Origin of the sequence: Roseivivax sediminis (assembly GCF_900112685.1) — a bacterium.
In the GTDB taxonomy this organism is placed as follows: Bacteria; Pseudomonadota; Alphaproteobacteria; order Rhodobacterales; family Rhodobacteraceae; genus Roseivivax; species Roseivivax sediminis.
The window spans coordinates 175,395-192,112 of sequence record NZ_FOMS01000006.1; the positions used below are offsets into that span (position 1 = coordinate 175,395).

Consider the following 16,718-nt stretch of genomic DNA (forward strand, 5'->3'; position numbering starts at 1 on the left):
CACGAGACGATCCAGCTCAGGCGCGAAAGACCACGAAGGCCATGCCCTGGGATTGCGCGTAGTTGTCATAGGCGATGAACCGCACATGCATTCCCGGGTTCGCGCGGCGGCAGGCCTCAAGCTCGCTCAGCACGAGATCCACCGACTGGGTTCCGAAGAAGGGCAGCTTCCACAGGTACCAAAAGCTCGAGAAGGACTTCTCAGGCTCGGTGTACTCGATCGCTGGGTTCCAACCCTGCGCGATGCAGTAGGCGATCTGCTGTGCGATCCGCTCGGGCGTCATCGGCGGCAGGTAGGAGAACGTCTCAGTTCTGGGTTGCGTCGGTTTGTAAGCAAGCGTCTCTGCCATGGGTCACTCCGATCTAGTCTGGGCGTTGGGGGCAGCAGGGTCAGAGATCGAGCTTGTCGACGGTGTCGAAGTCAAACTTGATCTCTTTCCAGGTTTCCATGGCGATGGCCAATTCGGGGCAATGCTTGGCCGCTTCGGTCAGGATCTCGCGGCCCTCCTTCTCGACCTGGCGACCCTGGTTGCGGGCCTCGGTACAGGCTTCCAATGCGACCCGGTTCGCGTGAGCTCCGGCTGCGTTGCCCCACGGGTGGCCCAGCGTGCCGCCGCCGAATTGCAGGCAGGAGTCGTCGCCGAAGATCGCGACCAGCGCCGGCATGTGCCAGACATGGATCCCACCGGACGCGACAGGCATGACCCCAGGCATGGCGCCCCAGTCCTGATCGAAGAACAAACCGCGCTTACGGTTCTCCGGCACGAAGGGCTCGCGCATCTGGTCGATCCAGCCTAGCGTCGCCTCGCGGTCACCCTCCAGCTTGCCGACGACGGTGCCCGAATGGAGGTGGTCGCCGCCCGACAGGCGCAGACATTTGGTCAGCACGCGAAAGTGGATGCCGTGCATCGGGTTCCGGTCGACCACGGCGTGCATTGCGCGGTGGATATGCAGAAGCATCCCGTTCTCGCGGCACCAGTTGGCCAGGCCCGTATTGGCGGTGAAGCCGGCGGTGAAGAAGTCGTGCATGATGATCGGCGCGCCAAGCTCCTTGGCGAATTCCGCACGCTTGTACATCTCTTCCGGCGTGGCCGCAGTCACGTTCAGGTAGTGGCCCTTGCGCTCACCGGTCTCGGCCTCGGCCTTCTTGACTGCTTCCATGACGAACTCGAAGCGGTGCTGCCAGCGCATGAATGGCTGCGAGTTGATGTTCTCGTCGTCCTTGGTGAAGTCCAGACCGCCGCGAAGGCATTCATAGACCGCGCGGCCGTAGTTCTTAGCACTGAGGCCCAGCTTGGGCTTGATCGTGCAGCCCAGAAGCGCGCGGCCATACTTGTTCAGCCGGTCGCGTTCCACCTGGATGCCGTTCGGGGGACCACCGCAGGTCTTGACGTAGGCTATCGGGAAGCGGATGTCCTCGAGCCGCAGGCTGCGCACCGCCTTGAAGCCAAAGACGTTGCCGACGAGCGAGGTCAGAACGTTAACGACGGAACCTTCCTCGAACAGGTCGATCGGGTAGGCGATGAAGGCAAAGAAGGCGTCCGGGTTGCCCGGAACCGCCTCGATCCCGTATGCGCGCCCTTTGTAGTATTCCAGGTCGGTCAGAAGGTCGGTCCAGACCGTCGTCCATGTGCCGGTGGAACTTTCGGCGGCGACGGCCGCTGCGGCCTCTTCGCGCGGAACACCCGCTTGCGGGACCACTTTGAAGACGGCGAGCAGGTCCGAATCCAGCGGAATGTAATCGGGCGTCCAATAGGTCTTAGCATAGTCTTTGACGCCCGCAGTGTAGGTTTTCTCGGCCAACGCAGCTCCTCCTGGATCGAATTCGGGCTATGCAGTTACCCAATGCGTTAGCAGACTGCTGACATTTCCACAAATTAGCACCTGTCAGATATCGATAACTTCTGCTAATGTTTCGAGATGAAGATCGACTTGCGCCAACTCGAAATGCTCGAAGCGGTTGCCCGCCATCGCTCGCTCACCCTTGCGGCGGAGGAGCTGCACGTCACGCAGCCGGCCATCTCGATCCAGTTGCGAAAGCTCGAGGCCGAGCTTGGCATCGCACTGACGGAACGGGCGGGACGCGGCATCCGGCTGACTGAGGCAGGGCACGAGGCTGTGCAGCATGCCCAGCGAATCGGGCAGGCGCTTGAAGACATGCGCGAGAACATGCGGCAGTATCGAGGGCTGGTCCGCGGGCAGTTGCGGATAGCGGTTGTGTCGACGGCAAATTACTTCATCCCGGCCGACATCGCCAGATTCCGCAAGCTGCACCCCGCGATTGAAGTCAACCTGAAAGTCGCGAACCGCGATGGAATACTTGAACTGATCGAGGCGAACGAATCCGATCTTGCAATCACCGGCCAGCCACCGGATGACTCCGAACTCGTTGCACGGAGGTTCAAACCAAACCCACTTGTGGTGATTGCGCCTCCGGATCATCCTCTTGCCGGACAATTCGAGGTCTCCCCCCGGGAACTGGTAGCCTTTCCCTTCGTGTTTCGCGAACCGGGCTCAGGAACGCGTGCGGCAATGGAGCGCGCCTTTCGCGAACATGGTCTGGAATGTCGGCCGTCCTGCGTACTCTCTTCCAACGAAGCGGTTAAGCAGGCCGTGCAGGCAGGATTAGGCATTGCCGTCATATCGCAACAGACGACTCAACTCGAACTGGAGACGGATCGTCTGATAATTTTGCCATGCAAGGAGCTGTCTCTGACGCGGCAATGGTTCCTAGTCTACCGCAATTTTCGCCGCCTGCCTCCATCTGCGCTGGAGTTCAGAAATCAGTTGCTGACCGAAGCATAGTCTCAACACTCTGGCGGAAAATCGATTGAGGATGTATGCCAATGTGAGCCTGCGCGCGGTCGGAGGCGCACGCCGTCACGTGCGCAGGCGACAATCACGCGACCTTCCTCGGATGCGTACGCTTGACTCGATTAAAACCCCGTTCGTGGGCCATGAGGACAGTGCCGAAAACTGGGCGCTGCTCTCATCCCTCGTCGCCACATGCAGGCTCAACGACGCCTATATCCCGTCATCCCGTCGCCTATCTCGCCGAAACCGTCGATGCCGTCCTCAACGGCTACCCACAGAGCGCCGTAAGCCGCCGCGCCAACGGCCGACAGCATTGCGATGCCCCTTCCGCCGCTCCGTGCTGATGTGCCCAGACAATCATGGAGTCGATCATTTGCAGGGCGTTGTCAGAGGCCTCACTCTCGGCCGGTACTGCCAGCATATGACGTTCCAGGCGCCTGCACATCCCCGCGCGTGAATTGCGTCTCGGAGCTTCGCGGCATTCCCTAAGCTCATCTCGAAGGGCTCATAAAGCCTCGCGCATACCGGCGTCACTGGCGTCCCTTGCCACCCGAACTGATATAGTCGGCTAGAGCAGTTTGTTGCGTGGCGATATCGGTAAGGGTGTGATGTACCCGTTTGACGACCGCGCGCATAAAGTCGAACATGAGCTGCGGATGTTCGGAAATCAGCGGCTGAAAATCTTCTGAGTCGAATTGTACAAGCGTTGACTCGCCAAGGGCCATGACGGACAGCGTCGGGGGCGTTCCATCGATGAAACTCAGTTCGCCAACGAGATCGCCCTCCTGCAGCACATGCACGATTTGAGGCTTCCCATCACCCCTTCCATTTTCTCGGACCCGCGCCAGTTTACCACTTGCGATGAGGAAGAAGCTGGTGTTCGGCTCGCCCTTTCTCAACAGATACTCATTGACCTTCAGGCAGACCTCCGACGAGGCGTGCTCAGCCAGAATTCGCGCCCCCTCGGCACCGATGTAGCTACCAATGGGGGCCTGCTGGATCAGAAAGCAACGACGAGCGACGGCTTCAGAGCTTGCAGGCTCGCCCTGCGTAGTGTCAGTCATGTCCAATCCCTCTCGAAACGAAAAGTTGTTTCGCGGCTTTCAGGTTGCGCGTCGCCGCTTCGGTCAGCCCCACTTTCAGCGCCCATTCATATCCCCGGATTGTCAGTAGCTGAGCGCGGGGGGCCCGGCCGAAACATATTCGGCAGGTATCCACAACTGTTGGAACGGAAAGCGCGTGAGACGTGAAGCTAAGATCAAATCGGGGCACGACTGTTTCAACACGGACGCTGTCGACATCCGTTGCCTTAGTCGCATCCACGAACAGGACCCGTTCCTTGCGAGAGATCAGGTCGGCGTCTTCGGGCATCAGCTGGTAGTGGCGGACAAATTCAGTCCCAGGGCACAGACCCGAAGACTCGAGCCAGTCCACAAAGGCCCAGCCAAGGCCATCGTCTTGTCGACCGGCATTGCCAATGCCGTAGACCAGACAGCTGCCGGTCGCATAGTCGAAGATCGTGTTGCAAACCGGTTCAGCGCACACGTTCATCGACAACCTTTCCGTCGGCATCAAGAACCGATACGATCAGCGGCATCTGCCCCATGGCGTGGGTGGCGCAGCTCAGGCAGGGATCATAGGCGCGAATCCCGACCTCTATCGCGTTCATCATGCCTTCGGTGATCGTCTCCTTGCCGGACAAGTAGGCATCTGCCACCGAGGCGATGGTGCGGTTCATGACCTGGTTGTTCTGCGTCGTTGCAACCACCATGTTGGCGAAGGTGATCTTACCTTCACGGTCTGCTCGGTAGTGGTGCAACAAGGTGCCGCGAGGCGCTTCGACGACGCCGATGCCTTCTCCGGTCCAGTCGGCTTCAGGCGGGCTGAGGACCAGATCGCTGCCCTGCAGCGCGGGATCCCTCAAGAGGTTGCGGATCTGTTCGGCCGAATGCAGGATCTCGATCGCGCGCGCCCAGTTGGTGTGCAGCGTGGCATCACTGGCCTTGCCCCCGGAATAGTCATGGAACCGCTCGAGCGCGGCCTTCGCCAGTGGCGTGTCGTCCCCGTAGGATTTGGTGACGTTCACACGAGCCAGCGGGCCGACCCGCACCGATCCCTTCTCGCGGCCGAGGGATTTGAGATAGGGGAACTTCATGTAGCTCCATTCCTCGGTCGCTTCACTGAAAACATCAAGGTAGTCGTGGTAGTCCATTTCGTCGACGATGTTCTTGTCGCGGTCGACAATGCGCAGCCGGCCATGATAGTAATCGACATTGCCAGACTCGTCGACGAGCGACATGTTCAGCGCGGGGACAACGGCGAAATTGTCGATCATGTCCCGGTTCTTCTCGTGGTAACTGTAGAAGAGCCTGAGCGCGTCCTGAGCATAGTCGATCACCGTGTCGACGCCGATCAGATCGTCTGTGCCATTCAGCAGCCGGTCGCGGGCGGCGGTGTCCAGGTTGCTGTTCACCCCACCTGGAACCGAGCTGATGCCGTGCATTCGCTTGCCCAATACCGCCACGATCACCTCCTGCCCCCATTTGCGCAGCGCAACGACACGGCGCACCATTTCCGCGTTGGCCTCTATCAGGCCAAGCACATTGCGCTGCTCGGGCGGTCCGTCGATGCCGAACAGCATCTCTGGTGCGATCAGGTAGAAATAGGCGGTGACATGCGATTGCAACTGCTGGCCATAGTGACCCAAGCGGCGTAACTTCTCGGCGGTCTCGGTGATTTGCTTGCCACCGGCGTAGCCAACTCCGATCATGTCATCCAACGCCTTAGCCCCGCACAGGTGGTGGCTGACGAAGCAGATCCCGCAAATGCGTTGCAGGAACATCGGCGCTTCCCAATAGGGGTGCCCTTGGACGAACTTCTCAAACCCGCGGAACTCCACCACATGCAGGCGGGCGCCCACAACCTTATTGACCGCATCGAGATGCACGGTGACCTTGCCGTGTCCCTCGACCCGCGTGACGGGGTCAATAACGAGCTTGCGGCCTTTGACTGAGCTGCTCACGATTGCATCTTCCATCATAGTATCCTCAGTCAAAGCGATTGATGTGTGCGGGAATGCTGAAATCCCGGCCATGAACCAAATCGTCAAGCACCTTGAAGATCGTCTGGCCGTCGGGCGGGCACCCGGGAATGAAATAGTCGATCTTCACCACCTCGTGCAGCGGATAAACCTTGGTGGTAAGCTTTGGGATATCCTCGTGATACGGTATAGTCGGTGGCTGCTGAAGCGGGCGTGTAGGCGAATCAACATATGCTTCGCGCAGGCAGTCCTCCAGCGGTACGAGATTGCGCATGGCGGGCACGCCCCCCCACACCGCGCAGGCGCCGACCGAGATCAGCACATCGCAGTTCTCGCGGTAATGCACGAGCGTCTCAATATTCTCCTCGTTGGCGACGCCACCTTCTATGAACCCGATCGCGGCACGCCGTGGGATGCGCTTGACGTCGGTAAAAGAGGAGCGGGTGATCGTGATCCGATCCAGGAGTCTCAGTAGATTCTCGTCCATATCAAGAAACGAAAGGGTGCAGCCCCAGCAGCCGCACAATCCGATCATGGCGACGTGAAGCTTCTCGTCCCGCTTCGCCATGACAGCAGGGTCCATCGCGGATCTAGGCAAGTCATGCGATAGGATGTAATCCTTGGCGTGATGGTTCATTTTTTATCTCCCTCCAGAACGCGATCGCGGATCGATCGCGTCTCGAACTTGCGCTTTCCTATCGGGTCGTTGTAGCCGCGCCCCTTCTCAATGATACAGCCGACCGGGCAGATATCTGCGGCTTCGCGCACCTGTTCAGGAGGCATCCGATCGGCCAACACCACGTCGATGTCGATGCGGGCATGCGTGCCGCGGCCATGGATGGCAAAGATCTTGTGGCCGGTGTCAATGTCGCGGATGAATTCCACGCAGCGCTGGCAGAAGATGCAGCGGTCGCGCTCCAGAAAGATGTGACGGGCCGTCTGGTCGCGCTCGCGCTCGGCGAAGCGGTAGGGAAAGCGCGACACCACCATCTCGACCTCGTAGGCCACCGCTTGCAACTCGCAGCGGCCGCTCTTTTCACAACTCGGGCAATTGTGGTTGCCTTCCGAGAAGTTCGCCTCGACCAGCGCGCGGCGCATGTCCGCGACCTCTGGCTGGGCGACCTCGACCACCATGCCGTCGGCGATCCTGGCCGTGCAGGCCGGCATGATACTGCCGTTGACCACGACCGAACACACGCGGCAGGTTCCTAGACAGGGCCGGCCGCGCATGTAACAAAGAGACGGAATATGAATTCCGTAGTCAGCGGCGACATCGATCAGGACATCGCCCTCCGAGGCGCAGATTTCCCTGCCATCAATGTAAAGCTTCGCGGTCATCAATAATTATCCTTCACCAAGTTTCTGAAGGCGTCTTCATGCCCCTTCAACGCCTTCTCCAGGTCGAAACTTGCCAAGATAGGGCCATCAACCACCGCAAGCCGGTCGCGATACAACTCCGGAAAGCTCTTCATTGTGGTCAGAATAGGCTTCGCGGCGGTGGTCCCGAGGCCACAGCGGCTAGTGGAGCGCATCAAATGGCCCCAAGCGTTGCAGTCCTCTAGATCCTGCTTCGTGGCCTTGCCGCCGATCACCCGGTCGACTTTCGTCAGCATGTCAACGCAGCCCGACCGGCAGGGGGTGCAGATCCCGCAAGATTCCTGGACGAAGAAACTCATAAAATGGCGAATGATCCCCAGAAGGTCGCGGCTTTCGTCGAAGATCATGAGCGAGCCGTTGCAGGACAGGTCGCTATAGCAGAACACGCGTCCCCCATCCTTGGCCGCCGAGACACATTCGCCCGACGGACCGCTAACCTGAACTGCCATCGGCCGGGAGGCGCCAACCATTCCAAGTACTTCGTCAAGCCGCATCCCCCATTCGATCTCGTAGATGCCCGGACGCGCACAATCGCCCGAGACGCTCAATAAGCGCGTGCCGGAGGATTTCTCGGTGCCCATCGATGCATACCAACGCCCGCCTTCCTCAACGATGCGACTGACGATCGCGAAGGTCTCGACATTGTTGACGACGGTCGGCATGCCGAGATATCCGGATTGGATCGGATAGGGAGGCTTGACCCGGGGCGTGCCGCGCTTGCCCTCGCAGGATTCGATCAGCGCCGTTTCGTCACCGCAAATATAGGCGCCGGCGCCCATTTGGATGCGGATGTCGAACGCGAAGCCACTGCCCAGGATGTCATCACCCAGAAGACCGGCCTCCCGGCACTCTCCAATGTGGCGTTCTAAGTAATCCTTTAGATACCAATACTCCGCACGCAGATAAAGGATGCCCGAGCGCGCGCCCACAGCAAAGCCGGCGACGACCATGCCAATCAGGACATCGCGGGGCGAGCGTGTCAGCAAGCATCTGTCCTTGAAGGTGCCGGGTTCGCCTTCATCGGCATTGCAGATGATAAACTTCTGCCCCCCCTCGGCCTCATGAGCGAGCCGCCACTTCAGCCCGGTGGGAAACCCTGCGCCGCCGCGTCCGCGCAACTTTGAAGCAGCGATCTCGTCTATGATTTCGATCGGGTGACGGGCCAGGACACCCTGAAGCACGGCGTGATGATCGCGCATCGGCTTGAAGAAGACCGGGCCCTGGTTGCGGATCCTGGAAACGACCATCGCGTCGACATAGTCAAGCGTGCCGCTGTCATATCCGTTGGGATTGGCGATATCTGCCGGCAACTTCCCGGCCCGGAGTTGGGCGACGATGTTGCTGACCGCTTCGGGCGTGAGGCCGGTAAACACCACGTCGCCAATCATCATCGCGGGCTCTTGATCGCTCAAACCAATGCAGGGCGTGTCCTCGAGCCCGAAGAGGCCATCGGCGCTGAGCCCCCCGAAGCAGCAGTTGGTTTCTCGTTCCAGCGCGGCACGTACTTGGTCATACCCGTTCATGCGGGCGATGACTGAGTCGCATAGGTATATCTGATGCCTTCCGGACGGCTTTGACCGGAAGAAATGGTAAAATGAAAGTGTCTCGTCAATGTCCAGGGGCGACACGTTCAAGATTGCGGCTAGAGATCTGACGTCCGCTTTGGAGATCCATCCGTTGCGGCGCTGGATATCCCACAGCATCGTGACGAGATTTTCTTCTCGCGGTTCCTTGGAGAATGCTGCTTTATTGGACTCTATGTTCATAAATCCTCCGCGGCCTTGTTCTTGGTACTTGAGGTAGGCTTTGAACTAGCCACCATCAACTACAAACATCAGCCTCAAACATTTGACGTCTGGCTTTCAAGCCAATTGTACCAATCCTGCAAGCCATCTCCGGTCCTGGCTGAAATCTTGATGACGTCGACGTCGGGATTGACGTCACGCGCAGCGGCAACAACCCGCTCAACATCGAAGTCAAGGTGCGGGAGCAAGTCGATCTTATTCAGCAGAACAAGTTTCGCAGCGCGGAACATGTGGGGATATTTGAGTGGCTTGTCCTCCCCCTCCGTCACTGAAAGTATTGCGACCTTGGCCTTCTCGCCGAGATCAAAGAGCGACGGGCAAACCAAGTTGCCAACGTTCTCGACGAACACGATAGAACCCGGTCGCGGCTTCAACACGCCAAGGGCTTGCTCGATCATATCGGCTTCGAGATGACAACCTGTGCCGGTATTCACCTGGATTGCAGGCGCGCCGGCGGCATCGATGCGGGCGCCGTCATTCACGGTCGCCTGGTCACCCTCGATGACCGAAATCGCCATTCTCCCGTGAAGGTCGCGGATGGTTCGCTCAAGCAGCGACGTCTTGCCGGAGCCCGGCGAGCTCACGAGATTGAGCATCAAGACTTCGCGACCGGCGAGCCAGGCGCGATTGCGAGCCGCAAGTGCATCGTTCTTTTCCAGGAGCGACTGCTGCAAGTCGATGACGCCGGCATGCCCATGGGAGTGCGTATGTCCGTGATGATGGTGCCCATGGTGGTGGTCGTGATCGTGACCATGGGAGTGCTGGTGAGCAGAATCGTGAAGCCTTCCCCCAGCGTCGTGGCGGATGTCGCTGATCTCGCCGCTCTTGACATTGGTCATTGTCGCCGTAGCTCCATCCGAACAACCGCAATCGATGCACATCGGTTTTTGCTCCTTCTGACTGGTCAAGCGCGTGCGGAAAGAGGCAAGTCGGGGATCGAGTCAGCATCCAATTCGATCTCCCGGACCATCAATTCTTCGCCCGCCAGCCGCTCGATGTCGCGACTGCCGCAGGCGCACGGTGTGTATAGTGTTGGTGTCGCAAATTCCGCGTGGCAGCGCCGGCATCGGCCGCGGGCTTCGATCTCCCGCAGCTCTAGCCGCGCGCCCTCAAGCACAGTTCCCCGCGAGACCACGTCGAAGCAGAAGTGCAAGGCTTGGCCATCGACGCCGGCCAGCTTTCCAAGGGCGACGGTCACACGCTGGACCGTATATCCCTTCGCATGCTCGGCGACGATGCTGACAATGTTTCGCATTATGCCGAGTTCGTGCATCTTGCGCTCCTGAAATGCAGCGACCGGACAGCCGCCCGATTGCTGGTTGGCAGCAATCGCTGATCCTTTGGACATATCGTGAGAGCGCGATTATAAAGGTCGATCGCAGCTTCAATCTGGTCAGCGTTCTTAGGACGATGCTGGAGACCGGCCGCGATCTCCATCAGCATTTCGGCGCGTTATCAGCATTTCGGCGCGTTCGGCAGGCTCCGTGGCCTCTTCTTCGGCAGCCGCAATTGCGGCACGCATCGCCTCTGCGGCCACCTTCTTGGCGCATCCTATTCCTCCCTTGGCCGTTCTTCTTGAGGCGCTTCTAGCAGGCCGCCTCTTGCGACAAGTCAATGACACCCTAGGGAGAACCTACGTTCTCGTCAAGCACGTTTCCCAATTGCAAACTTCGTTTTCAGTCGATCGGCTCGATAACGGCAGCCCGACTAGCCTCCAATGCGCGGCGAACTCGCCGTTGATGTCATCGCCAAAGCCGTGACTCTGAAGGAACTCCGGGCGAACACGACGTGCGCATCTCGCGGAAGTCGGACGCGATCTCCGGTGGCGTCGCGACGCTTGAGCAGATAGCCGCCGGCTGCGGCGTGGCGAACGGGGAGCACGACGACATTCTCGTCAAGTCGCAGCAGAACGACCGCTTCGACCCCAGCGAAGCAGTGATCGCAGACGACTGCCGACATGTAGAGCCCACCACCACGAATGCGTATGGTGACGCGGTCGGCGCTCATGTCCTTGGCTCCGTTGATCGGCGCTGTATCATTTCCTCGACACGCGCCGCCGCCTTCCCGGCCGCGGCCGAAGCGGCCTCCGATAAACCGACCCCAAAGCCAAGGGCCCCGGCCTCGATCAGGAACACCGTCACATCCGTCGGAAAACATCGCGGAAGATCTGCCGACCGGCATGAAGGGCAGCGTCCCAGCGGAAGTCGTGCAGGTTGAGCCCGGGCGCGTAAGGTCGCTCAAGCTCAGAGCCCGGTACCTCGTACACCGCTCCCGGTTCGGCACCGGTCCGGGGCTGCGTCGATCACAATTAGCGACGTGCAGCCGCGCGCCGCAAACATTACCGACATACCGTCCGTGCCAGCATCGAAGAGTCTAACCTGCGCCTTCGCAAGGCCACGGGCTTTTAGAGGTTATGGCCATGGTCTGAGGGGGGGGGGCCGTCCTTCCTGTGCTGAGGCTGGTCTCGGCCCTGCGGAAGCAACCTCCGTTTGCTATACAGCTGCAAAGACCAAGACAAGGCGCGGATCACCGCCGCGATCGTCGCTGCGTCACGCCCGACCCGCACCGTCACGCCGTCGGTCTCCAGCTCAATCGTCGCCGCGCCAGCGGAAGCTCGGCGCCGCTCGCGCCGCGAAGAGCGCTTCTGCGCTGGCGTCTCAACAGCCGACGCCACCTCGACAAACCGCAGGAACAAACAGCGGCGCCGCACGCTCGGCGCTTTGACCCACCGCCAGCCGTCGGCGTGCCTCGCGTCGCCACGTAAATAACTGCTGCGGTCGCAGTCCATATTGAGGTGCAATCTCCGACACCACCGCGCCGGGAGCGAGCGCCTCTTCAATGATTCGTCTCTTGTCGGCGTCGGACAAGTAACGACGGCCTCCAACACCGGTGATCACCTTAAGCCGTCGCACCCTCGTCGCCGTAGGCTCAAACGTAGGGTCAAGCCTAGACACAAGCATATCCTCGAATCAGAGGCTGAACCGCGCCCGTGGACGATCCTGGCCGGGGCCTGACGATAACGGGCCCGCTCTGGCCTATGCCCGCGATGATCGGCCCCGGAGCGCGGCGCCATCCACTCGGCATTGTCCATATCTATGTTCCCGACCGCAAGGAGATAAGTCATCCAAGAAGAAAATGCTACGTGGCTTCTGCGCCCGGAGGCCTTGCGCGGCGGTATGATGTCCTGCACCAACGCCGTTGTCCGGTAGCCGGCCTGCATCATCGCATCGACGTCCTGGAGCACGCCGAGCAGGCGCGGCTCGGAATTGATGACGTAGATCACGATATTGGAACGCTGACCAGCATTCCCGTTCGCAGCCCATTGGTGCCCGCTCCGGTGGCTGAGACCACAGTATAACCGCCGATGCCCGGGCCCTTTAGTGTCTCGATGATCGTCCTTTGCAATTCAACTGGCGCGATGATGGTCAAGAGTTTCTTGTTTTCGAGCTACATCCCTTTGCGCAATTGGCGATCACGGCCACAGCATCCCGGTTGCGGCAAAGTATAGCGGAATCCCGATTATGATGTTGAAGGGGAACGTCAACCCCAGCGCCATCGAGAAGTAGACTCCCGGCCGTGCCTCGGGGATGGCGTAGCGCACGATCGCCGGGACCACGATGTATGACGCACTCGCCGACAGGACGGCAAGCAACATCGCGTCGCCACGCTGTAGCCCCAGGGTCCATGCGACCGCGATGGCGATGCCGGCATTCACCGGCGGCGCGACTAGGGCGAAAAGCAGCAAAGGCCGCTCAACGCGCGCCTGCCCCTCGCTGATCTGGCGGCCAACAAGCAGCCCCATCTCCAGCAGGAAGAAGGCGAGCAGCCCCTTGAAGATGTCAACGGTGAACGGAGCCATCGCCATGGTGCCTGCGTCGCCGACGATGAAGCCGATGATCAGGCTGCCGATCAGGAGCATGTGGTGCCCGTCGGTCAGCGCCTCGCGCAGAACCTTGCGGAACGACAGCGCAGGCAGTGGCCTCCCAGCGGTGCCGGCGTCCGAAGGCGTTGTTGCGGCAGTCTTGCGGGCGCGCACGAGGCTGGCGAGCAAGACCGCCATGACGATCGCGGGTGATTCCATTAGCACCATGGCCACCGTCATGTAGCCACCGAACTCAATCTGGTTGCTGATCAGGAACTGCTGCGTCGCGATGAAGGTGACGGCGCTGATCGACCCGTAAGTGGCCGCGACCGCGGCAGCGTCGAAAGGGTCCAGGCGCCGCTTCAGCAGCACAAAGCTATAGGCCGGCACGGCCGCTGCCATGAAGAGCGAGGCTGCAAGCGCTAGCGCCCCCTCGATTGGCAGGCCGTCCTTGGCCAACGAAGCCCCTCCCTTCAGCCCAAGCGCCATTAGCAGGTAGAGCGCGAGAAACTTGGCGATTGCGGCCGGCACTTCGAGGTTCGAACGCAGCAAACCGACAACGGTGCCCAGAGCGAAGAAGAGAATGGCCGGATCTAGCAGGTTCTGCGCGATGGTGTCGAGCATCAGGTCCTCGCGGCGGTTGAAACGGAACGCGCAGCACGGTCCGCCGTGGTTGGGCGGTCGTCGGGGTCCAGGGCGATTCCCGCCGCGCCGCTGCCTAGTCGGACGGCTACGAGACCCCCCAGACCGACGGGCCCGCTGCGCGAGCGAGACGGCCGAACCGCTCCCAGCCGAGCGGCGGAAGGCTCGGACGATTGGCGGTTTGGCCACGAGTGGATGTTGATGTGGGCGTAGTCCTTGACGCCGGCCTGATATGTCGCTTCAGCCACGTGAACCCTCCGCGTGCTTGCGCCTTTATTGGTTCGCACCGGCATTTCCGGTGTCTCGCGAGATTCCCTATCAGCCCGAACAAATAAGGGCCAATCAGATGCGCTTGCGGTTCACATAACTCACACTTATGCTCCGCCCATGCCGCTGGACTATCGCCAGATCCAGATCTTCGAAGCCGTGGCGCGGCATGGGTCCGTGACCCGCGCCGCGGCGGAGCTGAATGTCACCCAGCCAGCTGTGTCGATGCAGCTGCGCCAGTTCGAGGCCCGCGTCGGCCTCGCCTTGGTCGAACGATCGGGCCGACGGCTGACCCTGACCGACGCGGGCGAGGAGGTGCTGCGCCAGGCGCGCGGGCTCTTGCGCAGCATGGCCGACCTGCAGGACAGCCTCGACGCACTGCGTGGGCTCGACCGCGGCCGGCTGCGGCTGGCAGTGGTCTCCACCGCCAACTACTTTATCCCAAGGTTCCTCGCCGAGTTTCGGCGCCAGCACCCGGGGATCGAGGTGGTGCTGCATGTCGCCAACCACACCAGCGTGATCGAGAGCCTCGCCGCGAACGAGGCCGACCTGGCCATCGCCGGCCAGCCGCCTGAAACCGCCGACCTGGTGGCGCTTCCCTTTATGGACAACCCGCTCGTCGCCATCGCACAGCCGGGTCACCCCCTATCCGGGCACCGTTCGATCGCGATCGAACGTGTGACGCAGGAACCCTTCGTGGCACGCGAGCCGCGCTCGGGCACTCGCGCGGCTTTCGAGCGCGTGCTGGCCGCGCGTGGGCTCGAGGTGCGCCTGACCTGCGTGCTGGCCTCGAACGAGGCGGTCAAGCAGGCTGTGCAGGCGGGGCTCGGCCTAGCGGTAATATCGGCCCAGACCACCGAAACCGAGCAGGAAACCGGCCGACTCTGCGTGCTCGACGTGGACGGGTTCCCAATCCTGCGGCAATGGTACATCGTCTATCGGAACTACCGAAGACTGCCGCCGAGCGCGCTGGCCTTCCGCAACCTGCTGCGCCAGGCTGGGCGGCGGTCGCAGGCCGCAACCGCGGCGGACGACGGTCACGGTCAGCCCGCGGATCGGGTTCCATCGGCGAACCCCAGAAGCGCTGCCGGCGCAGCGGCCAACGGAAGGGCGAACGATGCCGATCGGTCGGGCTGAGGCGCGGGCGCGCAGCACCGGGCGGGCAAGTTCGAACTCTTGGCCTCGGGGGCAGATCAAACGATCACACTGTCACGCTTCGCATGGTCGGCGGTTCTGCCTTATCATGGCTAACTTTGTGCCGGACAGCGCCGCAGAACGACCTGCGACCGCGTTCCAGAACAGCGAACCGCGCTCATCCCCGATCGAAATTCATACCGTCATCGGTATTGCGACGCTTGCGATTGGCCTTTACATTCTCGTTGACGGGGCGGCGTCGATGCCGGCCGTCATGTGACGCGAAGCCCTTCCGCTTTTGCGGAGGCTGTTGCGCAGATCCTCGAGAACCGATGCAATTGTCTGGCTCCGGCCGTAGTCGCCTGCCATGACGAAGGCCCACTCGGCCCAATCGAGAAAGGTGCGGATCGGCGCGTTGGCCGAGCGTGCTCGTGCTCCAAAGATCAGGCACTTCAGTGATTAAGGTCTGAAGGTCCTCAACGCCGGTGAGATCGGATGGCAGCCTTGTTCCTCGGAATTGACATCGGAACCAGCGGGGTCCGCGCTTGTGCCATCGACGAGCATGCACGAATCCGGTGCGTGGCATCCGCCATGTTGCCCCCACCGCGCGTCAACGGCGACGCCATCGATCAGCAGCCCGACCTGTGGTGGCAGGCCTCGCTCGTCGCTATACGCAGGCTCGGCGAGCGGGTCGATCTCGGCGGCATCGAGCGCGTCGTTGTTGATGGCACATCCGGAACGCTGATACTGATTGACGCGGCGGGGCGGCCATGCACGCGGGGACTGATGTACAACGATGCCCGCGCGACCAAGGAGGCCGCCCGTATGGCTGCGATCGCACCGGCGGAATGCGGCGCACATAGCGCCAGCAGCGCACTGGCGAAGCTGCTGCACCTTCTCGGCCGCGGGGAGGTCGGGGCTGCGCGCCACGCAGTTGCTCAGGCCGATTGGATTGCCGGCCGCCTCGCGGAACGACACGGCGTCAGCGACGAAAACAACGCCTTGAAGCTCGGTTACGATCCGGTGGCGCGCGCGTGGCCGGCCTGGCTCGATCGTCTCGGCGTACCCCGGGACCTTCTGCCTGAGGTTATGGTGCCGGGGACGCCCTTTGCCGACGTCGGCCCCAGCGTCGCACGCATGCTTGGTCTGTCGCCGCGGGCGCGCATTGCAGCCGGCACGACCGATGGCGTGGCTGCCTTCATCGCCACGCGCGCGGACACCCCCGGCGACGCCGTCACATCGCTGGGCACCACGCTCGTCGTCAAGTTGCTAGCGACGCAGCCGATCTTCGCGCCCCATCAGGGCGTCTATTCACACCGCCTTGGTGATCGCTGGCTTGTCGGCGGCGCCTCGAATTCCGGTGGCGCGGCCCTCTCGATGCATTTCACGGCCGCCGAAATGGAACGCCTGACACCACAGCTCAGGCCGGCGCAACCGACCGGGCTCGATTTTTACCCCCTCCCGAAAGCCGGCGAACGTTTTCCGATTGCTGACCCGACCCTGGCGGCCAGGATCACTCCACGTCCCGCCGAAGATCATCGCTTCTTCCAAGGCCTGCTCGAAGGCATCGCGTCGGTCGAGGCGCTCGCTTACCGGAGCCTTGCGCTGCTCGGCGCACCCGCGCTGCGGCGTGTCATCAGCATTGGCAGAGGCGCAAGGAACGATGCGTGGACCGAGATCAGGCGCCGCGTTCTCGGTGTTGATGTTACGGTCGCAGAGCAAACCGAAGCAAGCTACGGCGCGGCGCTCCTGGCGCTACAGGGCGGACCGCCATGACT

General features: G+C 61.4%; 18 protein-coding genes and 1 pseudogene. 4 read left to right on the forward strand and 15 right to left on the reverse strand.

Going from position 1 to position 16,718, the window contains the following annotated elements; all coding sequences use genetic code 11:
* Nucleotides 1-16: 16 nt before the first annotated feature.
* Both F3H57_RS11220 and F3H57_RS11225 read right to left on the reverse strand, forming a co-directional pair.
* Complete coding sequence (locus F3H57_RS11220) at nt 17-349, reverse strand: ribulose bisphosphate carboxylase small subunit (RefSeq protein WP_149756005.1); 333 nt, start codon at nt 347-349, stop codon at nt 17-19.
* Between the two features lie 40 nt (nt 350-389).
* Nucleotides 390-1,802 carry a form I ribulose bisphosphate carboxylase large subunit gene (locus F3H57_RS11225; protein WP_149756006.1) on the reverse strand — a complete coding sequence of 471 codons (1,413 nt, stop codon included), beginning with the start codon at nt 1,800-1,802 and terminating at the stop codon, nt 390-392.
* A 117-nt stretch (nt 1,803-1,919) separates the two neighbouring features.
* On the opposite strand from F3H57_RS11225, the gene F3H57_RS11230 reads away from it, so the two are divergent.
* Nucleotides 1,920-2,804 carry a LysR family transcriptional regulator gene (locus tag F3H57_RS11230; protein ID WP_149756007.1) on the forward strand — a complete coding sequence of 295 codons (885 nt, stop codon included), beginning with the start codon at nt 1,920-1,922 and terminating at the stop codon, nt 2,802-2,804.
* A gap of 539 nt (nt 2,805-3,343) precedes the next feature.
* Here F3H57_RS11230 and F3H57_RS11235 read toward each other — a convergent pair.
* The 13 genes and pseudogenes from F3H57_RS11235 to F3H57_RS11290 all read right to left on the reverse strand — a co-directional run bounded on the left by F3H57_RS11235 (nt 3,344) and on the right by F3H57_RS11290 (nt 13,521).
* Nucleotides 3,344-3,877: a Crp/Fnr family transcriptional regulator gene (locus tag F3H57_RS11235; RefSeq protein ID WP_149756008.1), complete on the reverse strand. Its 534-nt coding sequence runs from the start codon at nt 3,875-3,877 to the stop codon at nt 3,344-3,346.
* The gene (locus F3H57_RS11240; protein ID WP_149756009.1) at nt 3,870-4,364 is read right to left on the reverse strand and encodes a hydrogenase maturation protease; all 495 of its coding nucleotides are present in this window, start codon (nt 4,362-4,364) and stop codon (nt 3,870-3,872) included. Before F3H57_RS11240 ends, F3H57_RS11235 begins: the two co-directional genes overlap by 8 nt.
* On the reverse strand, nt 4,348-5,850 hold the full coding sequence (locus F3H57_RS11245; protein ID WP_149756010.1) for a Ni/Fe hydrogenase subunit alpha: 1,503 nt from the start codon (nt 5,848-5,850) through the stop codon (nt 4,348-4,350). The genes F3H57_RS11240 and F3H57_RS11245 overlap by 17 nt, the downstream gene beginning before the upstream one ends.
* A 10-nt stretch (nt 5,851-5,860) precedes the next feature.
* The gene (locus F3H57_RS11250; protein ID WP_149756011.1) at nt 5,861-6,490 is read right to left on the reverse strand and encodes an NADH-quinone oxidoreductase subunit B family protein; all 630 of its coding nucleotides are present in this window, start codon (nt 6,488-6,490) and stop codon (nt 5,861-5,863) included.
* A complete protein-coding gene (locus F3H57_RS11255) occupies nt 6,487-7,191 on the reverse strand; it encodes a 2Fe-2S iron-sulfur cluster-binding protein (protein WP_149756012.1) in 705 nt (234 codons plus the stop codon). The genes F3H57_RS11250 and F3H57_RS11255 overlap by 4 nt, the downstream gene beginning before the upstream one ends.
* Nucleotides 7,191-8,996, reverse strand: a complete 1,806-nt coding sequence (locus tag F3H57_RS11260; protein ID WP_149756013.1) for an NAD(P)H-dependent oxidoreductase subunit E — start codon at nt 8,994-8,996, stop codon at nt 7,191-7,193. Before F3H57_RS11260 ends, F3H57_RS11255 begins: the two co-directional genes overlap by 1 nt.
* Nucleotides 8,997-9,070: 74 nt before the next feature.
* Nucleotides 9,071-9,874, reverse strand: a complete 804-nt coding sequence (gene hypB, locus F3H57_RS11265; RefSeq protein ID WP_223163052.1) for a hydrogenase nickel incorporation protein HypB — start codon at nt 9,872-9,874, stop codon at nt 9,071-9,073.
* Between the two features lie 65 nt (nt 9,875-9,939).
* Nucleotides 9,940-10,308, reverse strand: coding sequence for a hydrogenase maturation nickel metallochaperone HypA/HybF (locus F3H57_RS11270; protein ID WP_149756015.1), 369 nt, complete (start codon nt 10,306-10,308; stop codon nt 9,940-9,942).
* 434 nt (nt 10,309-10,742) lie between these two features.
* Complete coding sequence (locus tag F3H57_RS11275) at nt 10,743-11,042, reverse strand: hypothetical protein (RefSeq protein WP_149756016.1); 300 nt, start codon at nt 11,040-11,042, stop codon at nt 10,743-10,745.
* A 236-nt stretch (nt 11,043-11,278) separates the two neighbouring features.
* Nucleotides 11,279-11,431: pseudogene (locus F3H57_RS22960) on the reverse strand (hypothetical protein); the annotation flags it as partial.
* Between the two features lie 261 nt (nt 11,432-11,692).
* Entirely contained in the window at nt 11,693-11,995 is a 303-nt protein-coding gene (locus F3H57_RS22965; protein WP_149756017.1) for a transposase, read from the reverse strand.
* Nucleotides 11,996-12,314: 319 nt separating this feature from the next.
* A complete protein-coding gene (locus F3H57_RS22970; protein WP_394349828.1) occupies nt 12,315-12,464 on the reverse strand; it encodes a hypothetical protein in 150 nt (49 codons plus the stop codon).
* Between the two features lie 43 nt (nt 12,465-12,507).
* Nucleotides 12,508-13,521, reverse strand: coding sequence for a sodium-dependent bicarbonate transport family permease (locus F3H57_RS11290; RefSeq protein WP_149756018.1), 1,014 nt, complete (start codon nt 13,519-13,521; stop codon nt 12,508-12,510).
* A 405-nt stretch (nt 13,522-13,926) separates the two neighbouring features.
* Here F3H57_RS11290 and F3H57_RS11295 point away from each other — a divergent pair, with 405 nt between their 5' ends.
* The 3 genes from F3H57_RS11295 to F3H57_RS11300 all read left to right on the forward strand — a co-directional run bounded on the left by F3H57_RS11295 (nt 13,927) and on the right by F3H57_RS11300 (nt 16,716).
* Nucleotides 13,927-14,943 (forward strand): LysR family transcriptional regulator, encoded by a 1,017-nt coding sequence (locus tag F3H57_RS11295; protein ID WP_149756019.1) that lies wholly within the window; start codon nt 13,927-13,929, stop codon nt 14,941-14,943.
* Nucleotides 14,944-15,049: 106 nt separating this feature from the next.
* On the forward strand, nt 15,050-15,220 hold the full coding sequence (locus tag F3H57_RS22225; protein WP_188129664.1) for a hypothetical protein: 171 nt from the start codon (nt 15,050-15,052) through the stop codon (nt 15,218-15,220).
* A gap of 215 nt (nt 15,221-15,435) precedes the next feature.
* Nucleotides 15,436-16,716: an FGGY-family carbohydrate kinase gene (locus F3H57_RS11300; RefSeq protein ID WP_149756020.1), complete on the forward strand. Its 1,281-nt coding sequence runs from the start codon at nt 15,436-15,438 to the stop codon at nt 16,714-16,716.
* Nucleotides 16,717-16,718: the final 2 nt, after the last annotated feature.